Annotated in this window: 14 protein-coding genes and 1 pseudogene; 3 read left to right on the forward strand and 12 right to left on the reverse strand. The window is 70.3% G+C overall.

Going from position 1 to position 16,670, the window contains the following annotated elements:
• Nucleotide 1: 1 nt before the first annotated feature.
• Complete coding sequence (locus tag WMF29_RS28565; RefSeq protein WP_272094216.1) at nucleotides 2-805, forward strand: family 1 encapsulin nanocompartment shell protein; 804 nt, start codon at nucleotides 2-4, stop codon at nucleotides 803-805.
• 15 nt (nucleotides 806-820) lie between these two features.
• Here WMF29_RS28565 and ribA read toward each other — a convergent pair whose 3' ends face one another.
• The 8 genes and pseudogenes from ribA to WMF29_RS28605 all read right to left on the reverse strand — a co-directional run bounded on the left by ribA (nucleotide 821) and on the right by WMF29_RS28605 (nucleotide 7,159).
• Nucleotides 821-1,498 (reverse strand): GTP cyclohydrolase II, encoded by a 678-nt coding sequence (gene ribA, locus WMF29_RS28570; RefSeq protein WP_272094217.1) that lies wholly within the window; start codon nucleotides 1,496-1,498, stop codon nucleotides 821-823.
• 300 nt (nucleotides 1,499-1,798) lie between these two features.
• The gene (locus WMF29_RS28575) at nucleotides 1,799-3,043 is read right to left on the reverse strand and encodes a serine hydrolase domain-containing protein (protein ID WP_437323301.1); all 1,245 of its coding nucleotides are present in this window, start codon (nucleotides 3,041-3,043) and stop codon (nucleotides 1,799-1,801) included.
• A 214-nt stretch (nucleotides 3,044-3,257) separates the two neighbouring features.
• A pseudogene (locus WMF29_RS28580) lies at nucleotides 3,258-3,527 on the reverse strand (ATP-binding cassette domain-containing protein); the annotation flags it as partial.
• Entirely contained in the window at nucleotides 3,527-3,904 is a 378-nt protein-coding gene (locus tag WMF29_RS28585) for a DUF1048 domain-containing protein (RefSeq protein WP_437323302.1), read from the reverse strand. The gene WMF29_RS28585 and the pseudogene WMF29_RS28580, both read right to left, overlap by 1 nt.
• On the reverse strand, nucleotides 3,888-4,217 hold the full coding sequence (locus WMF29_RS28590; protein ID WP_437323303.1) for a PadR family transcriptional regulator: 330 nt from the start codon (nucleotides 4,215-4,217) through the stop codon (nucleotides 3,888-3,890). The genes WMF29_RS28585 and WMF29_RS28590 overlap by 17 nt, the downstream gene beginning before the upstream one ends.
• 437 nt (nucleotides 4,218-4,654) lie before the next feature.
• Nucleotides 4,655-6,457: an acyl-CoA dehydrogenase gene (locus WMF29_RS28595; RefSeq protein WP_437323304.1), complete on the reverse strand. Its 1,803-nt coding sequence runs from the start codon at nucleotides 6,455-6,457 to the stop codon at nucleotides 4,655-4,657.
• Nucleotides 6,458-6,593: 136 nt separating this feature from the next.
• Nucleotides 6,594-6,920, reverse strand: coding sequence for a type II toxin-antitoxin system RelE/ParE family toxin (locus tag WMF29_RS28600; protein ID WP_437323305.1), 327 nt, complete (start codon nucleotides 6,918-6,920; stop codon nucleotides 6,594-6,596).
• Nucleotides 6,917-7,159: an addiction module protein gene (locus tag WMF29_RS28605; protein ID WP_437323306.1), complete on the reverse strand. Its 243-nt coding sequence runs from the start codon at nucleotides 7,157-7,159 to the stop codon at nucleotides 6,917-6,919. The genes WMF29_RS28600 and WMF29_RS28605 overlap by 4 nt, the downstream gene beginning before the upstream one ends.
• A gap of 612 nt (nucleotides 7,160-7,771) precedes the next feature.
• Between WMF29_RS28605 and WMF29_RS28610 the strand changes: the two genes are divergently transcribed.
• A complete protein-coding gene (locus tag WMF29_RS28610; RefSeq protein ID WP_437323307.1) occupies nucleotides 7,772-9,136 on the forward strand; it encodes a Vgb family protein in 1,365 nt (454 codons plus the stop codon).
• Here the strand turns inward: WMF29_RS28610 and WMF29_RS28615 are convergent.
• Nucleotides 9,113-12,295 carry an efflux RND transporter permease subunit gene (locus WMF29_RS28615; RefSeq protein WP_437323308.1) on the reverse strand — a complete coding sequence of 1,061 codons (3,183 nt, stop codon included), beginning with the start codon at nucleotides 12,293-12,295 and terminating at the stop codon, nucleotides 9,113-9,115. The two genes, WMF29_RS28610 and WMF29_RS28615, sit on opposite strands and share 24 nt — an antisense overlap.
• Nucleotides 12,292-13,638 carry an efflux RND transporter periplasmic adaptor subunit gene (locus tag WMF29_RS28620; protein WP_437323309.1) on the reverse strand — a complete coding sequence of 449 codons (1,347 nt, stop codon included), beginning with the start codon at nucleotides 13,636-13,638 and terminating at the stop codon, nucleotides 12,292-12,294. Before WMF29_RS28620 ends, WMF29_RS28615 begins: the two co-directional genes overlap by 4 nt.
• Before the next feature lie 225 nt (nucleotides 13,639-13,863).
• On the opposite strand from WMF29_RS28620, the gene WMF29_RS28625 reads away from it, so the two are divergent.
• Nucleotides 13,864-14,784 carry a methyltransferase domain-containing protein gene (locus WMF29_RS28625; protein WP_437323310.1) on the forward strand — a complete coding sequence of 307 codons (921 nt, stop codon included), beginning with the start codon at nucleotides 13,864-13,866 and terminating at the stop codon, nucleotides 14,782-14,784.
• Here WMF29_RS28625 and WMF29_RS28630 read toward each other — a convergent pair.
• The gene (locus WMF29_RS28630) at nucleotides 14,750-15,649 is read right to left on the reverse strand and encodes a helix-turn-helix domain-containing protein (RefSeq protein ID WP_437323311.1); all 900 of its coding nucleotides are present in this window, start codon (nucleotides 15,647-15,649) and stop codon (nucleotides 14,750-14,752) included. The genes WMF29_RS28625 and WMF29_RS28630 overlap by 35 nt on opposite strands.
• A 147-nt stretch (nucleotides 15,650-15,796) precedes the next feature.
• Nucleotides 15,797-16,591 (reverse strand): hypothetical protein, encoded by a 795-nt coding sequence (locus tag WMF29_RS28635; RefSeq protein ID WP_437323312.1) that lies wholly within the window; start codon nucleotides 16,589-16,591, stop codon nucleotides 15,797-15,799.
• Nucleotides 16,592-16,670: the final 79 nt, after the last annotated feature.

Here is a 16,670-nt window from a genome sequence, read left to right on the forward strand (position 1 = left end):
CATGGATCTTCTCAAGCGCGAGCTCGCTCCCATCCTCCCCGCCGCGTGGGACCTCATCGATCACGAGGCGACGCGCGTGCTCAAGCTGCACCTCGCCGGCCGCAAGGTCGTCGACTTCCGCGGCCCGTTCGGCTGGGAGTACGCCGCCGTCAACACGGGCCGCACGCGCGCGCTCGAGCGGAAGGAGGCGTCCTCGGTGAGCGCGGGCATCCGCCTCGTGCGGCCGCTCGTCGAGTTCCGCGCGCCCATCCGCCTCGATCTCGCCGAGCTCGACGCCGTCGGGCGCGGAGCGCAGGAGCCCAACATCGAGGACGTCGTGCGCGCCGCCGAGCACGCCGCGCGCTTCGAGGACGGCGCCATCTTCAACGGGCTCGCGGCCGCCGGGATCGAGGGGATCCTGGAGGTCGCGCCGCACAAGCCCGTGGTGATCCCCGCGCCGGAGGCGTGGCCGCGCGCCGTGGTGGCGGCGAGAGAGGTGCTCCGCGCCGCGGGCGTCGACGGTCCCTATGCGCTCGCGCTGGGTCCGAAGGCGTACGACGAGCTGGCCGCGGCCGCGGAGGACGGGTACCCGCTCCTCAAGCACATCGAGCGCCAGCTCATCGACGGGCCGATCGTGTGGGCGCCCGCGCTCGAAGGCGGCGTGCTCCTGAGCACGCGAGGCGGCGACTTCGAGCTGACCGTCGGGGAGGACCTGTCCATCGGCTACGACGGGCACGACAGGCACGTCGTGGAGCTCTTCCTCACCGAGAGCTTCACCTTCCGCGTGCTCGAGCGCGCCGCGGCCGTGGCGCTGCGGCGGGGCTGAGAGCAGTCCCCGCGGCTACTCGGCGTCGCCTACCGCGGCGCCCTCGCCGTCGCGCAGCGACGGGATGACGTGGCCCATCCGGAGGCGCTTCGCCTCGAGGTAGGGCGCGGAGAACGGGTTGGCCGGGACGATGGCCGCCGAGCGCGAGGCGATCCGGACGCCGAGCGCGCGGAGCGCCTCGACCTTGTCCGGGTTGTTCGTGAGGAGCCGGATCGACTCGATGCCGAGGTGCTCGATCATCGCGGCCGCGGGCTCGTAGCCGCGGGCGTCGTCGGGCAGGCCGAGGATGCGGTTCGCGTCGACCGTGTCGTGGCCGAACGCCTGGAGCTGGTATGCCCGGATCTTGTTGGCGAGCCCGATGCCGCGCCCTTCCTGCCGCAGGTAGAGCACCACGCCGAGCCCGCGTCGCCCGATCTCGGCCTGGGCCGCCTCGAGCTGCTCGCGGCAGTCGCACTTGAGGGAGCCGAACACCTCGCTCGTGAGGCACTCGGAGTGGACGCGCAGGGTCACGTCCGATCGGCCGCGCACGTCGCCCATGACGAGCGCGACGTGATCGGGTGAGAGCCCCTGGTCGGGGCTCGTCGTCCCACCGAAGTGGAACACCAACATCTGAAAGACGCCGTGCTTCGTGGGCACGGGCGCCTGGGCGCGAATATCGAGCTGAGGCCGGATCGCCGTCGTCGGGACGTGCATCTCGCTCTCCTGGTGGAGAAATTCTGGGTCACCTGTCAAGCAAGGAGCGCGCCTTGGTCGCCCGCTGCCCTGCCCTTGTCCGGCCACCCCTGAAGGTGGCGTCAATCAGGTAGCGTAAGCACCCGGTAGGAACAAGGTAAGCTCTCCAAGATGTTGCTCCAAGGACATACCTGGAGCAGCCGAGCCGCATCGGCTCCTCGCGAGCACTGGAGCCACCAGCAGTGAGGTAGCTCACCGTCGAGGAGGCTGCACCAGTTCCTTCCTCGAGAACGTCATGAAGTTCAGCACGTGAGGCCTCGGTCACCCGAGGCAGGCCGCGACCGCCGCGGCCAGGTTCGACGCTCGCGGTTCGCCGATCCGGAATGACCAGAGGTTCGTGACGTAGCCGAAGCCGACACCGGCATCGGGGTCGGCGAAGCCGACCGATCCGCCGGAGCCGGGGTGGCCGAACGACCCGGGCCCGGCCCAGGGCATCGGCGGGCAGGCCCGCCAGAACCCGAGCGCCATGTAGAAGGAGCGGTCGGCCGGAACGTCCAGTCCTGGCGGCAGCCCGTTCATCTTCGTCTTGTCGGTCTGGACGACGGTCATCTTCTCGACCGTCGCCGGATTCAGCAGCCGCACGCCGTCGACCTTGCTCACCGTGGCCGCATACATCCGCGCCAGCGATCGAGCGTCCGTGAACATGTTCCCAAAGGGGAGCTCAGCAGCGCGGAAGGCACGCGTGTTCATGTAGTCGCTGGCGGGATCGAAGGCGCCGCCGAGCTGGCCGGCGCGGGCTTGCACGGAGTCCGGGCCCCACACGGCGTTCATCCAGGCGATGACCGTGTCCCTATCGAGGCCGGTGGTCTCGATCATCCCGGCGGTCATCTCCTCCAGCGTGAACGGAGCGGCGTACTCGATCCGCGCCACCCGTCCCTCTTGCTCCTCGGGCAGTCCGATCCAGGCGCTCAGCCCGAGCGGGGCAGCGACCTCGTCGGCGAAGAAGGTGCCGAGCGACTTGCCGGTGATCCGCCGCACGACCTCCCCGACCAGGAACCCGAAGGTCATGCTGTGGTAGACGTGCTCCGTGCCCGGCTGCCACAGCGGCTTCTGCGCCTCGAGCGCCCGGATGACCGGATGCCAGGCGCAGGCGTCCTCGAATGTCAGCGGACCATCGACGACCGGCAGACCGGCCTGGTGTGAGAGCAGCCAGCGCACCGGGATATGCTCCTTGCCGGCAGCGCCGAACTCCGGCCAGTACTGGATCACCGGAGCGTCCAGATCGAGCTCGCCGCGCTGTGCCAGCAGATGGGCGCAGATCGCGGTAGCGCCTTTGGTCGTGGAGGCGACCAACGCGATGGTGTCCTCGTCCCACGGACGGTTCGCCTCGCCATCGGCGAAGCCGCCCCACAGGTCGACGACGGGACGGCCGTCCACGTAGACGCAGCACGCCGCGCCGACCTCGCCTGGGCTCCCTTCGAAGTTCCCGCGGAAGGCATCGGCCACCTTCCCCCAGCCGTCCTCGACGTGTCCCTGCACTACTGTCCCGCTTGTCGTGTCCGACATGCTGCACCGCCTTTTCTGGAGGGTCTGAAACGAATCGCATGCGCAGCGCCGCAACGCTTACGGCACTGTGCTTCGCGGGCTGACGTCATAGGTCCGCTGCTGCTCGTGTTTCGAGAGAGCGGTGAATCGTGATGTCGCCATAGCCCGTCCGAGCACGGGTCTTGACGGCTTCCTCGCTCGGCTCTGGTGCGCTGGCAGCGTGGAGCTCGTTGCGAACGTCCCCGTAGTTCGTGGGAAGCTCCAACCAGGCCGGTACATCCGCAGCCTGCGTGGCGACATCGAAGTCGTTGACGCTGGCAGTCCCGGCGTCGGCCCGCAGCAGCGTGGACAGGCTTCTCACGACCGTGGTCTTGCCCGCCCCGTTCGAGCCGAGCAGGGCGAAGATGCTGCCCCGCGCCACGTCGAAGTCCGCGCCGCGCAGCACCTCCAGGCCGTTGAACGATTTCTCCAGGCCCTGAACGTGGAGTGCGTGCTGTCTCGCCATCAGACTCCCCTCGCTTCTTCTTCGGCGGCGCGCTCGATGGCGTTGGTCAGCCGTTCCCGCTCCCGGATGATCCACTTACCCTTCGGGTAGTTCCGGACGAACGTCTCGATGAACTCCACGGGGTCTTCCCCGACGATCTGGCGGATCGGGGTCCGGTTCGCCGCGCTCTGTTCGAACAGGTCGACGAGGTCCGCGTAAATCGCAGTCCCGTCGCCCCCCGTCCCGAAGTACATCAGGTATCGCTCCAGCGCATCGACCGCCGTGCGATAGCTCGCGGGAAGTTGTCTCGCGCGCGCCTTGTACTGCCGCCATTGCCCCTTCTCGCCGATCACCTTCGAGATGAACTCTGAGATGAACATGTCATCTGCCTCCTTCATGGAGCTGCTCGAGCCGCTCAGCGAGGAAGCTCCAGGTCCTCCAGAACTCTTCGAGGTATTCCCGCCCCTGAGCGTTGAGCGAGTACACCTTGCGCGGCGGCCCCTTCTCGGACGGGACCTTCTCCACGTCGACGAGGCCGCGCTGCTCGATCCTGACGAGCAGGGCGTAGACGGTGCCCTCGGCGATGTCGGAGAAGCCCTGAGCCCGCAGCCGCGCCGTGATCTCGTAGCCGTACGCGGGCCGTATGGACAGGATCGCGAGGACGATGCCCTCCAGGATTCCCTTAAGCATTTCCGTCATTTGCTTGCCCACGAACAGCTCCTCGAACTACCTAACGTCACTGACTACCAGTACATAGTAACACTGAGTAGTGGCGGAGCAAGCCCCGAGGGGCACGCATCCGTCCGAGGCGCTGCTGCCACAAGCTGCCCATCACCGCTGATTCGTGGCGCGAGACGCACCCGTTCGACGAGGTCCCGCGCGAGCTGCGCGGCGAGCAGGCGCGCCACCTCCGAGAGGTCAAACGGCCAGGCGTAGCGGAGGGTGGCCGACGGGTGCTCTGCGCGGAGCCGCGCGATGGCCTCCGGGGTCTCCACCTTGGCGTGGGCGCCGCCCGGGGTCCGCATCGACGGAACCACCAGCACCTCGGTCGCGCCCGCAGGACCGCAATCGCGACGGTCTCGGCCCGCGTCGGGGCGCAGAGCTCGTTGAGCGCGACGAGGAGCTCGGCGCCCCGCGCCGCGCCCGCCTCAGAACCACCCGGGTTGCATCCTGGCGTACGAGTCCTCGCCGGAGCGGCAGAGCGCGGCGAGCGCCTCGACCCGGGGCAGCTCCGTCGAGAGCCAGTACTGCGCCGCGCAGAGCTTGCCTTCGTAGAAGCCGGCCGGGGCGGCGCCCCTGGCCAGCCCTTCGCGGGCGGCCGCGGCCATCGCGAGCCATTGCCAGGCCACGACGACAACGGAGACGAGCTCCATGTAATCCGCGCTGTGCCGCAGCATCCGCTCGGTGTCGCCGCGCATCCCCGCCTCGGCGAGCTGCACCGTCACCTCGCCGAGCAGCGAGAGCGCCGCGCCGAGGCGCTCGCCCCACGCGGGCTCGACGTCGGCTCGCTGCGCCCGGACGATCGTCCGCTGGATCTCGCCGCCGAGCGCGATGAGCGCGGCGCCGTTCCCGGCCACGACCTTGCGGCCGAGGAGGTCCATGCCCTGGATCCCGGTCGTGCCCTCGTGGATCGAGTTGAGCTTCTGATCCCGGAGCCAGGCCTCCGGGAGGTACTCGCTCGAGTAGCCGTAGCCGCCGTGGACCTGGAGCGCGAGGGCGTTCGACTCGAAGCCCTTCTCTGCGGGGAAGGTCTTGGCGATGGGGGTGAGCAGGTCGAGGAGCCGCTGCGCGCGCTCCCGGTCCGCCGCGTCCGCGGCGTGCGCCGCGAGATCGGCGTACAGCGCGGTCGTGGAGACGAGCGCCAGGCCGCCCTCGACGATGGCCTTCTGCCGGAGCAGCATCCGGCGCACGTCGGCGTGCTCGATGATCGGCACCTGCGGCGCCCCCGGGTCCTTCGCGCCGAGCGGCCGGCCCTGCGGCCGGACGAGCGCGTAGCCGAGCGCCTCGTGGTAGGCCGCGGAGGCGGTCGCCACGGCGTTCGCGCCGACCATGATGCGGGCCTCGTTCATCATCTGGAACATGCAGGCGACGCCCTGGTGGGGGCCGCCCACGAGGTAGCCGTGGCAGTCCCCCTTCTCGCCGAAGCTGAGCGACAGGCTGGGGAGCCCGCGCCAGCCGAGCTTGTGGATCATGCCGGCGACCTCGACGTCGTTCGGGACGAGCTGCCCGCCCTCGGGCCGCCGCTTGGGGACGGCGAACAGGCTCACGCCCTTGATGCCCCGAGGCGCGCCCTCGATGCGCGCGAGCGTGAGGTGGACGATGTTCTCGGTCAGGTCGTGATCGCCGCCCGAGATGAACATCTTGGACCCGCGGACGAGGTAGTGGCCCGCGTCTGTCTTCACCGCGCTCGCCTGCACGTCGGCGAGGCTCGAGCCGGCCTGGGGCTCGGTGAGCGCCATCGTCCCGGTCCACTCGCCGGCGTACATCCGGGTCATGAAGGCGGACCGCAGGGCGTCGTCGCCGAACGTCTCGATGAGGTGCGCCGCGCCGGCCGTCAGGCTGAGGTAGCCGCACGCGCTCAAGTTCGCCGCCTGGAGATAGGCGCCGGCGAGCGTGGCGACGACGAGCGGCAGCTGCTGGCCCCCCACCGCGGCCGGCCGCGTTGCGGTGAGCACCCCGAGCTCGACCATCGGCCGGAAGACCCGCTTGATGGCGGGGTGCACCGTGATGGCGCCTCCCTCGAAGCGCGGCGGCGCCTCGTCGACCGGCCTGTAGGTCGGGAACAGCACCTCCCGCGCGAAGCGCCGGCAGCTCTGGAGGTAGAGATCGAACGTGTCGCGCGAGTGCTCGGCGAAATAGGGCAGCTCGCAGAGGCGCGGCGCGTCGAGCACCTCGTAGAGGAGGAACTCGACGTCGCGGTCGTTGATGAGGGGGTTCTGGGGAGCGGTCATGTGTCTCTCGCCGGACGTGGCGCACGCTAGGCGCCGATGAAGCGGGATGTCGAGCGGCTTGTCTCGGTCATGGGTCCGGCGAGCGCGGGCGGAAACGAACCGACAGGATCCGGCCGGCGTCGGCGCTGGCGCCGAGTTAGCCCGCTCCGCCTTCGTCTCGAGTGCGTTTCTTCCAAACAGACGGGCGGCGCCGCTGATGAAGTACGGCAAGGATCACCGCCGCCCGCTGGTCGGCTTCACCACGAAGCAGGAAGTAGATCGCATAGGGGAATCGCTTGAGCAGTGCACGACGAGTCCCCCGCCCGACGTCGGGGAACTGCGACGGGAGCTCGCGGATCCGGCTGACGATGTGCCGTAATTCATCAACGAACTGTCCGCCCAGCCCGGCCTCCTCGTCCTCGTACCATTCCGCCGCCTCCCGGATGTCCAGCTCGGCAGACGGGCGTACGATGAGCCGGATCATCGACGCGTCGCGAGGCTCGTACGAAGGTCGGCCTCGACCTCTTCCCAGGACCGGCCAGCGTCTGGCGCTGCTTCGTACTCGGCGAGCCGGCGATCGAGCTCGGCGCTATGCCACTCGGGTACCGGCACCTCGTCCTCCCTCGCCGCGATCCGCTCCCAGAGCGCTTGGACGTATTCGATCTGCTCGTTCACGGTGAGCTCGTCGAAGCCAGGCGGCGGGTTCTGGATGGCTCGCTCCATGATCCGCAGGATACCACAAGGGGCACGCGACGGCGCAGCGCGTGGTTGACGCGGTCAAGAGCGAGCGGCGCCGACGGCGAGCCGCGCACCGCGGCACCGTCACGCCGATCCGGGACCGCAGCGCCGCCGGTGAACGTACGCCTGAACCCTACCGTGGCCCTGTCGTCGAGGTCCGTGCGTCCCTCCCCTGGATTTCGACCCTGCTGCGGTATGCTTCATCTCGGCGTCGAGATCGCCCGCAGCGGGTCGACGGAGCTGCGCTGGCTAGCGCCTCGCTCTCTGCTCAATTGAGCCCCGCCACGCGAAGAGAGGCTCAATGCGGTGTCAGCAACAGCGGCGAGTTGGCAGCCTATTCCGCGCGATGCGACTGGGCGCAGGAAACACCTCATTGGCCTCGCCACGCCGGCCGGATGCGTGCTGCTTCAATGGATCGTCTTGGTGCAAGGGGAAGGATTCGAACCTTCTAGCGTCACTCTCGGGAAGCACAAGTCGCGCGCGCACGTCCACGCGGCGCCCGCTGTTGTTGGTAGATCCACGCTTTTTTTGAAATCGAGCGTTCGGCGGCCACACGCCCTTTGCGGTGCTTGCCCCGGGTTCCTAGACTCGTGACCCATGAGACGACTTTCCTGGGTTCTGCTCGCGGCGCTGGTTTCCGTGGGCTGTGGGGACAACGGCGACGACCCGTCGGAGGCGGGTTCGGGCGGTGAAGGCGGCGGCGGTGAAGGTGGTGGCGCGGCTTGCGAAGCCGGAGGCGACGGGACGCTCGACGTCGAGATCGTGAGCCCGAACGACGCCGGAGACGTCGCCGTGACCTCGCCCGGAGTGCCGGACGAGCGCGTGGTCTCGAGCGCGTCCCTCGACACGCCGGCGGGTGAGTACACGCTGCGCGCAGGCAGCGTGGCCGACTACCCGGACGACGAACGCGTCGGCTTCGTGTACCGGCCCGATGACCCGGAGCAGAGCGCTTGCGTCGCCGACGGCGCGACCACCGAGGTCACCTTCAACTACGAGCTCACGCCCGGGAGCCACAAGCTCTGGTTCACCGCGCAGAACGGCGACCAGCTGGTCGGCGCGCTCGACGGCGAGGCGCTGCTCGAGTCGGGCGCGGTAACACCGAGCGTCGCATTCCAGGGGAGCGCCGAGATCATCAACCAGGGCGCTATCGCGTTCGACGGGGCCGGCAACCTGTGGGTCTCGGCCAACGCGGGGCAGATCACCGTGCGGCTCGTCGACACGCTGGGCGAGAGCAGCGACGCCGCCCCCGACCGCGTGCTCGACGTGTCCGAGGCGTGCGCGGGCGTGATCCCGTGCGCCGCGGGCGGCCTGGCGTTCGACGCAGCGGGCAACCTCTGGGTCGGGATCCGCGATCATCTGCTGAGGATCGACGCGGCCGATCTCGAAGGCTCAGGCGAGGTGGAGCCCTCCGTGACCATCACCGGAGACGAGATCGAGAACGTCCAAGCGCTCGCGTTCGACGGATCGGGCAACCTGTGGTTGGCGAGCGCCGAGCAGGACGCGGTGCTGATGTACACGGCCGAGCGGCTCGCCGCGGACGACGGGGATCCCGCCGACGTGGTGCTGAAGGCGCTCACCCCCGAGCCGGTGATCGGGCCGCTGGGCCACCCGACGGGGCTCGCGTTCGACGAGCAGGGCGCGCTCTGGGTGGGTTACTGGGGCTCGAACACCATTGCCAAGTTCGAGCCCGGCGATCTCGAAGCGTCAGCGGAGCTCACCCCGGACGTTCAACTCGAAGTGGGGGTGCTGGCGCTTCCGGAGAGCATCGCCTTCGATCAGCAGGGGAACCTGTGGTTGCCCTCCAAGGTCGGTTCGGCGGCGGCGATCGCCAAAGCCGAGCTCGTCGCGGGCGGAGACGTGGAAACGGGAGCCACCGTCCTCACGAGCGAGGCGTTCGGATCGCTCATCGACCTCGCCTTCAACCCGCCCCCCGACTGGTCACCGATCCACGGCCCCAAGTGAGCCCGTGGCGGCCGTGGAGCCCGGCCGCCGGAGCCGGGCAAGGCGCGCCCGCAGGTCGTCCGCGACCACGTAGAACGCCGGCACGACGAGCAGGCTGAGCGCCGTCGAGACGACGAGGCCGCCGATCACCGCCGCGGCCATCGGGGCTCGGATCTCGGCGCCTGGGCCGAGCGCCAGCGCCGACGGGACAGCGGCCATCAGCGTCGCGATCGAGGTCATCAGGATAGGCCGCAGCCGCACCGGGCCGGCGCGGAGCATCGCCTCGCGCGCGTCCATCACCTCCCCTTCCCCCTCGCCGTGCCCGCGCCTCACCTCGATCGCGTGATCCACGAGGATGATCGAGTTCTTCTTCACGATCCCCATGAGCAGGAGGATCCCGATCATGCTGAAGATGTTGAGCGTGTGCCCCGTCAGCAGCAGCGCAAACGCGGCGCCCGCGATCGACAGCGGCAAGATCGTCAGCACCGTGACCGGGTGCAGGAACGAGTTGAACTGGGACGCGAGCACCATGTAGGCGACCAGGATCCCGAGCACCAGCGCGAACAGGAGGCCGCCCATCGACTCGCGGAACGTCACGCTCGCGCCGCCCAGCACAAGGCGGTAGCCGGCCGGCAGATCCCGACCGAGCTCCTCGACGCGGGCCACCGCCTCGCCCTGCGAGCGCCCCGGCGCGACGTTGCCGAAGACCGAGATCGCGCGCTCCCGGTCGCGGCGCGTGATCGCCTGGAGCGCGGGGCGCTCGTCGTAGGTGACGACCGACGTCAGCGGGACCAGCGCGCCCGACGCGCTCCTCACCTGGATGCGCGCGAGATCCTCGGGCCGGCTCCGCTGCTCCGCGAGCAGGCGCGCGCGGACATCGATGCGGCGCCCGTTGTCGTTGTACTTGGCGACGCGCCCGCCGCCGATCAGCGTGTTCAACGTCGTCGCGATGGCCTCGACGCTCACCCCGAGATCCGCCGCGCGCGCCCGGTCGGGCACGATGCGGAGCTCGGGCATGCCGAGCTGGTAGTCGGAGTCGAGATCCACGACGAGGCCGCTCTGCGCGAGCTCGGCCCGGATGCGCTCGCTGTGCTTCGTGAGCTCGTCCCAGTCGGGGCCGCGGATCGAGAACTCGACAGGGAACCCGCGCTGGGCGGTGAAGCCCGACTGCGAGAGGTCCTGGACCACGGCGCGCAGGCCGGGATAGCCGTTCAGCTCCTTGCGGAGCGCGCCCTGGAGATCGGCCTGCGAGAGCGCCCGCTCCTCGGCCGGCTTCATCGTGACGAACAGGATGCCCGTGTTCACGCCGCCCCCTCCGCCGAAGCCCCCGACCACGGCGAAGACCCGCTCCACAGCCGGGTTCGCGCCCACGGCCGCCTCGGCGCGGCGGAAGAGCCTGTCGGTCTCCTCGATGTCCGAGCCGACCGCCGTCTGGAGGCGGACAAGGAGCCTCCCCTGGTCCTGCGACGGGACGAACTCCGTCGGGAGGCGCTGCATGGCGACGATCGCGCCGGCGAAGAGGATCGCGCCGAGCAGGACGACCGCGGCCGGGAACCGGAGCGCCCGGGCGAGGAGCCAGCCATAGCCGCGGGAGAGCGCCTCGAAGCCGCGATCGACGAGCCGCCCGAGGCGGCCCCGGCCCTCGCGGGAGACGTCGAGGATCTGCGCGCAGCGGGCGGGCGCGAGGGTGATCGCCTCCAGGTACGAGAGGAGCACGGCGATGCAGAGGGTCACGCCGAACTGGAGGAAGAACCGGCCGACAACGCCCTCCATGAAGATGATCGGGAGGAAGATCGCGACGACGGCGAGCGTCGCGGCGAGCGCCGCGAAGGTGATCTCGGCCGTGCCCTCGCGGGCGGCGCGGACGCGGTCCTTTCCCCCTTCGGCGTGCCGATGGATGTTCTCGAGCACCATGATCGCGTCGTCGACGACGATGCCGACGGCGAGCGAGAGCCCGAGCAGCGTGAAGGTGTTCAGCGTGAAGCCGAGGAAGTAGATCGCGGCGACCGTGCCGAGCAGCGACATCGGGATGGCCAGGACGACGTTGATCGTGCTCGAGAGCGAGCCGAGGAACATCCAGCAGACCAGGGCCGTGAGCGCGATGGCCATGCCGAGCTCGAGCTCGATCTCGTGGACCGACTCTTCGATGAACTTCGTCGAGTCGAAGTTCACGCCGACCTCCATCCCCTCGGGCAGGGACTTCTGGACCTCGGCAAGCGCGGCCCGGACCCCGCGGGCGACCTCGACCGCGTTCGAGCCGCGCTGCTTCCTCACGCCGAGGCCCTGGGCCGGCTCCCCGTTCACCCGGGCGAGCCGGCGGACGTCCTCGAAGCCGTCCTCGACGAGCGCGACGTCCTCCAGGTACACCGTGGCGCGCGCCGACGACGGCGGCCCCGCCGCCTGGGCGGCCGCGCCCGGCTGGGCGGCCGCGCCGGGGTTGCCCTGGCGGAGGACGATCCGCTTGAAGGTCGCGAGATCGAGCGCCTCCCCCATCACCCGCACGTTGAGCTCCCGCCCTTCGGTCTCGATGCGGCCGGCGGGGAGCTCGATGTGTTGCCGGCGCAGGGCCTCGGTGACGTCAGCGACGGTGAGCCCCTTCTCGGCGAGTCGATCGGCGTCGATCCAGATGCGGACGTTGCGCTCGAGGTAGCCGCCGAGCGTGAGCTCTCCGACGCCGGGCACCGTCTGGAGCTTCTCCTTCAGCCGGTAACGCGCGATGTCGGCGACGAGCTGGGGAGAGAAGGGGCCGGAGAGCCCGACCCACATGATCGGCTGGTCCTCCGGGTTCGTCTTGGAGACGACGGGCGGGTCGAGGTCGAGCGGGAGCCGCCGCTGCGCCTGGGAGATCTTCGTCTGAACGTCCTGGAGCGCGACGTCGACGTCGCGCGACAGGTCGAGCTCGATGGTGACCGAGGCGCTCCCCTGGCGCGACGTCGACGTGATCGATCGGATCCCCTCGACCTGGACGGCCGCCTCCTCGAGCGGCTCGACCACGTCGTGCTCCATGATCTCGGGAGCGGCGCCCTCCAGCGTGGCGGAGATGGTGATGGTGGGGAAGTCGACGTCGGGGAACTGGCTGATGCCGATGCGCGACACGGCGACGAGGCCGAAGACGATGGTCGCGGCCATCAGCATCCAGGCGAAGACCGGCTTCCTGAGGCAGGCTTCGGTGAGGCTCACGGCACGCTCCGTGACGAGCTGGCGGGAGAGGTCGGCGGCGATGCGCCCGCCGAGGCGGGTGGCGACGCGCCGGCCGCCGAGGCGGGCGGCGACGCGCCGGACGAGGCGGGTGGCGACGCGGGCGGTGATGCGCCGGCCGAGGCGGGCGGCGGCGCGCCGGCCGCGGAGGCGCTGGCATCTGCGCCTCCCTCGGGGCGGCGCGCCGGGGATTGGCCTCCCGGTACGCTGCCTGGCGGTGCGATGCGGACCTGCGCCCCCTCGCGCAGCGCCTCCGCGCCGCGCGCCACGAGGAGCTCTCCCACGGCGAGGCCCGATTTCACCTCGACGCGCCCGTCGGGCGTGCGCAGCCCCAGCGAGAGCACGCGCTCGCGCGCGGTGGTGCCGTCGACCACGTACGCGAGGAACCCTCGCTCGCTCGGTCGCACGGACGTCAGTGGGATCACGGGAGCGTCGCCGCTCGCGCCCACGGGCACGGTCACCTCGGCGAAGGTGCCGGGGCGGAGCAGCTCCTTGCCCTCGCCCTGCACCTCGCCGGTCACGGCGACCATGCGCGTCGCGGGATCCGCCGCGTCGGCGACGTGCGTCAGCCTGGCGCTGTAGGTCCGCTCGTCGCCCTTCACGGTGAAGCGCGCGTCCATGTCGGGCCTGACCCGCAGGGCGTCGGCGGCGGGGATCTGGAAGCGGAGCAGGAGCGGGTCGCGGCGCAGGAGCGTCGCGAGCACGGTGCCGACAGGCACGTGCTGGCCCGTCTGCACGGTGCGCGTCTGGATCTTCCCCTGGATGGGGGCGCGCACGTACGCGTCGCGCAGGTTCAGGAGCGCCTGGTCCACGGCGACCTTCGCCTCGGCGACCTGCGCGGCCGTCGTCGCCGCCCTCGAGCGCCAGGACGCGACGTCTTCCTTGCTGAAGACGCCCTCGGCGCCCTCGGCCTCGCGCCGCTCGAGCCCCGCTGCGGCCTCGGCCTGGGTGGCGGTCATCCGCTCGAGCGTCGCGCGCGCCGCGCGGACGGCGAGGTTGTACCGGGCCGGGTCGATCTCGACGAGCACCTGCCCCGCCTTGACCTCGGCGCCCTCCATGAACCTCACCGCCTCGACGACGCCGGCGACGCGCGCGGTGAGCTGCACCTGCTCGAACGCCTCGACCGCTCCGACGGCCGTCACGGCGTACTCGACCCGCTCCGCCGTGACGGGCACGACCTCGACCGGGAAGCTGAGCCCCTGCTTCGCGGGCTTGCGCCCCTGCTCGGGCGAGGCCTCCCCGCCCTTCTTGCACGCCGGAGATCCGAGGAAGACAAGACCTGCCACCAGGGCGAGCGCGGCCACGCGAATCGGTTGGAGCACCATCTAGGTGGAGGAGTAGCGCAACTTGAGCCGCTGTGCGCGCGGGCCGAGCGGGGGTGGCCGGGCAGCGTCACGCCGGCCACCGGCCGCGCAGCGGGGCGTGCACCCGGCGAGGCCTGCGGGGCCGGTCCTGCGCGCGGCGGGGTCTGCGCCGCGCAGCGGAGGGGCGCCGGGGAGCACGGTGCACGCGGCCCGATCTCGCCGGCGGCGTGCACCGCCGCGCTCGCGATGGGCGCCCAGGACTTCCGCTGTCCGCCGATCGAAAACCCCGCCGATCCAGCACAAAGACCCGCACTGCCGCACAGGACGGACAGTCCGTACATTCCTGGCGTGCTGCGCCGATGCGAGGCGCGACGAACATCACTGGACGAACTCGCGGAGACGACGATGACCGACCTGGTCAACGACATGACCGAACGATTTCTGCGCGACGCCGGCATCGCTCCCGGCATGCGCGTCCTCGACGTGGGATGCGGCCGAGGCGACGTGAGCTTCATGGTCGCCCGCATCGTCGGCGAACGGGGCTGTGTGCTCGGGGTGGACCGTGATCCGGCGCCCATCGCGGTCGCTCGCCGGCGAGCCGCCGAGCTGGGGCTCGGCCGAGTCGCCTTCGAAGAGCGGGACATCGCCGCGCTCTCCCCCACCGCCGAGCGCTTCGATGCCGCCGTCGGCCGGAGGGTGCTGATGTACCAGCCGGATCCTGTCGCTGCGGTCCGCGCCATGGCCGGTGCCGTGCGCGCCGGCGGCCTGATCCTGCTCCAGGAGAACGACCCGACGATGGGCCAGGGCAGCCTCATGCCCATGGATCTGCACCGCCAGGTGCACCAGTGGATCTGGCGGACCGTCGAGCGCGAGGGCGCGAGCCTCCACATGGGATTCCAGATGCCGAGCGTCTTTGAAGAAGCGGGCCTGACCGTGCAGCTCGTGAGGGCCGAGGCCATCGTGCAGACGCCGAGGATCCAGCATCAGCTCGCGTTCATCGTTCGCGCGATGCTCCCGCGCATCGTGCAGCAAGGCGTGGCGTCGGAGGCCGAGGTCGACGTGGACACCCTGGAAGAGCGTCTCGCCGCCGAACGGACGAAGGCCAATACCACCTTCGTCGGCGACCTCGTCTTCAGCGTGTGCGGCCGGACGCGGTCTCCTGTGTGAGCGTGCGGCCCTTGCTCCGCGCTTCTGCGCGCCACGCCGCCGGCGTCGCCCCGTGCTCTCTGCGGAACATCCGGATGAAGTGCGTCGCGTCCGCGTAGCCGACGCGCTCGGCGACGATCTCGACCCTCTCGTCGGAGTGGAGGAGGATGCGGCGAGCCTCCGCCATCCTCCCAGCCACGATCCACTCGACCGCGCTCCGGCCCGTCGCCCGGGAGAGCGCCGTCGTCACGTGCGCCGGGCTCCGCCCCACGGACCGCGCGACGTCCTTCAGCGAGAGCGGACGAAGGCAGTTTCGCTCGATGAAGCGAAGGGCATCGACGACGACTCCCGGCGACGCCGAGGCAGGGTGTTGCGAGCGCGCGGCCTGCCGAACCTCGTCGAGGATGAGCACAAGGAGGCTCCGCTGGACGACGTCGGGAGCGCCGCCATCGCGCGATTCCGTCGCGCGCATCAGCTCGCGGAGGAGCATCTCGATGTGCGCGTGACGATCCGCGCCCACCCGGACGACGGGGGATGCGCCGGCGCGCACGCGCTCGAACGGTTCGAGCAAGGTGCCCGCCTCCTCGGCGGCCAGGCAGGGGACACAGAAGCCAACGCCGATCCAGTCCGGGGCCGCCTTCTCGATCGAGCGGTGCGGTTGTCCGGCAGGCACCAGGAGGACGTCTCCAGCTTCGACTTTCCATCGACCGCGCTGCTCGATCCGGGAAGAGCCGCTCGTGTAGAACGCCAGCGCGGCAAAGGCGTGGGTCACGGACGCCCGCATGGCGGGCTGCACCGGAGAGGGCTGCCGGCAGCAGAAGATCGCTCGGCCTCCGCCCACGAGGTCTTCTCGCTGGATCGCCGGCGCAGGGGGCATGCGCGCCATGATGACATCGGCGGCAGCAGGGGGCGAGCGCCGGCGCTCTCCGCCGAGCAGGCTGCTGGATGGTAAGGAGCTCTTCCCTACGCTGCGCCAGCGAAAGGCCAGCGAAAATCTGGCGGCCCGACCTGCGCGCACGCCTGGAGGACGGCGCTACGGCTTCAGCGTCATCCGCATCTTGTAGACCTGCATGCCGAACATCACGCCCGTCGGAGCAGCAGGATCGATGGTCCCGTCCCGACCGCGGCTCAAGCGCACGAAGGCCTGACACCCCTCGGCGGGAAGCCCCGTGGGGTACGAGCCTTCGGGAACGGTGAACGAGCCGGTGTCGTCCACCGCCCCCGACGAGTCGTCCCAGGATACGTCATCCAGACAAGGACCCGGCTCATCGAAGCTGACAGGCCCGATAGACCACCGCATCATGTCGTCCTTGCCCAGCGCCTCCCACGCCAGCACCAGATCCTCGCCGGCGCCGACGCTGAACACGCTCTCCGGCTCGGGAGACGTGAGCTCCGAGAGCTCGGGCATCACGATCTCCCAGCCGTCGAGGTCGTTGAACCGGGCATGGATCGCGCGGCCCGGCTCGGCGTGCTTCAGATAACCGCGGCACTTGGCGGCGATGAGGTCGTCCTCTGGATGGCTGTCATGCCACCAGTAGCAGGCGAGCTCCGCCTCCTCCACGCCGTTGCTCACGACGAACCTGTCGGGGAGGTACTCCCCGTCCCCGGGATCTCGAACGCCGGACGCGCCGCTGACGTCCACCTTCGTAACGTAGGCCTCCGCTTCGCCCAGGTATTCGACTCCATCGCGGACGATCGGCACGTTGTATCCGTAGACCCGGATGACGACCGCCTCGTTCTCCGCCAGAGGCCGGTACTCGTCCGGGCCACACGCTGCCCCGGAGAGCCCCAGGACGGCGATCAAGGCCAGCCACACAATGCCTCTCATGAACTCCTCCACGATCCGATGTCATTGCAGCAGACGGCTGCGCCGTATGGGGGCAACCTGTGCGCCTTCTCGCTGGAAA

This window comes from Sorangium sp. So ce381 (genome assembly GCF_051473845.1).
In the GTDB taxonomy this organism is placed as follows: Bacteria; Myxococcota_A; Polyangia; order Polyangiales; family Polyangiaceae; genus Sorangium; species Sorangium atrum.

Excerpts from the sequence above, each read along its gene's own strand:
- WMF29_RS28565 (WP_272094216.1), top strand. The coding sequence starts at position 2 with ATGGATCTTCTCAAGCGCGAGCTCGCTCCCATCCTCCCCGCCGCGTGG.
- ribA (WP_272094217.1), bottom strand. The coding sequence starts at position 1,498 with ATGCACGTCCCGACGACGGCGATCCGGCCTCAGCTCGATATTCGCGCC.
- WMF29_RS28575 (WP_437323301.1), bottom strand. The coding sequence starts at position 3,043 with ATGTCGGACACGACAAGCGGGACAGTAGTGCAGGGACACGTCGAGGAC.
- WMF29_RS28585 (WP_437323302.1), bottom strand. The coding sequence starts at position 3,904 with ATGAAGGAGGCAGATGACATGTTCATCTCAGAGTTCATCTCGAAGGTG.
- WMF29_RS28595 (WP_437323304.1), bottom strand. The coding sequence starts at position 6,457 with ATGACCGCTCCCCAGAACCCCCTCATCAACGACCGCGACGTCGAGTTC.
- WMF29_RS28600 (WP_437323305.1), bottom strand. The coding sequence starts at position 6,920 with ATGATCCGGCTCATCGTACGCCCGTCTGCCGAGCTGGACATCCGGGAG.
- WMF29_RS28605 (WP_437323306.1), bottom strand. The coding sequence starts at position 7,159 with ATGGAGCGAGCCATCCAGAACCCGCCGCCTGGCTTCGACGAGCTCACC.
- WMF29_RS28610 (WP_437323307.1), top strand. The coding sequence starts at position 7,772 with ATGAGACGACTTTCCTGGGTTCTGCTCGCGGCGCTGGTTTCCGTGGGC.
- WMF29_RS28620 (WP_437323309.1), bottom strand. The coding sequence starts at position 13,638 with ATGGTGCTCCAACCGATTCGCGTGGCCGCGCTCGCCCTGGTGGCAGGT.
- WMF29_RS28625 (WP_437323310.1), top strand. The coding sequence starts at position 13,864 with ATGGGCGCCCAGGACTTCCGCTGTCCGCCGATCGAAAACCCCGCCGAT.
- WMF29_RS28630 (WP_437323311.1), bottom strand. The coding sequence starts at position 15,649 with ATGGCGCGCATGCCCCCTGCGCCGGCGATCCAGCGAGAAGACCTCGTG.
- WMF29_RS28635 (WP_437323312.1), bottom strand. The coding sequence starts at position 16,591 with ATGAGAGGCATTGTGTGGCTGGCCTTGATCGCCGTCCTGGGGCTCTCC.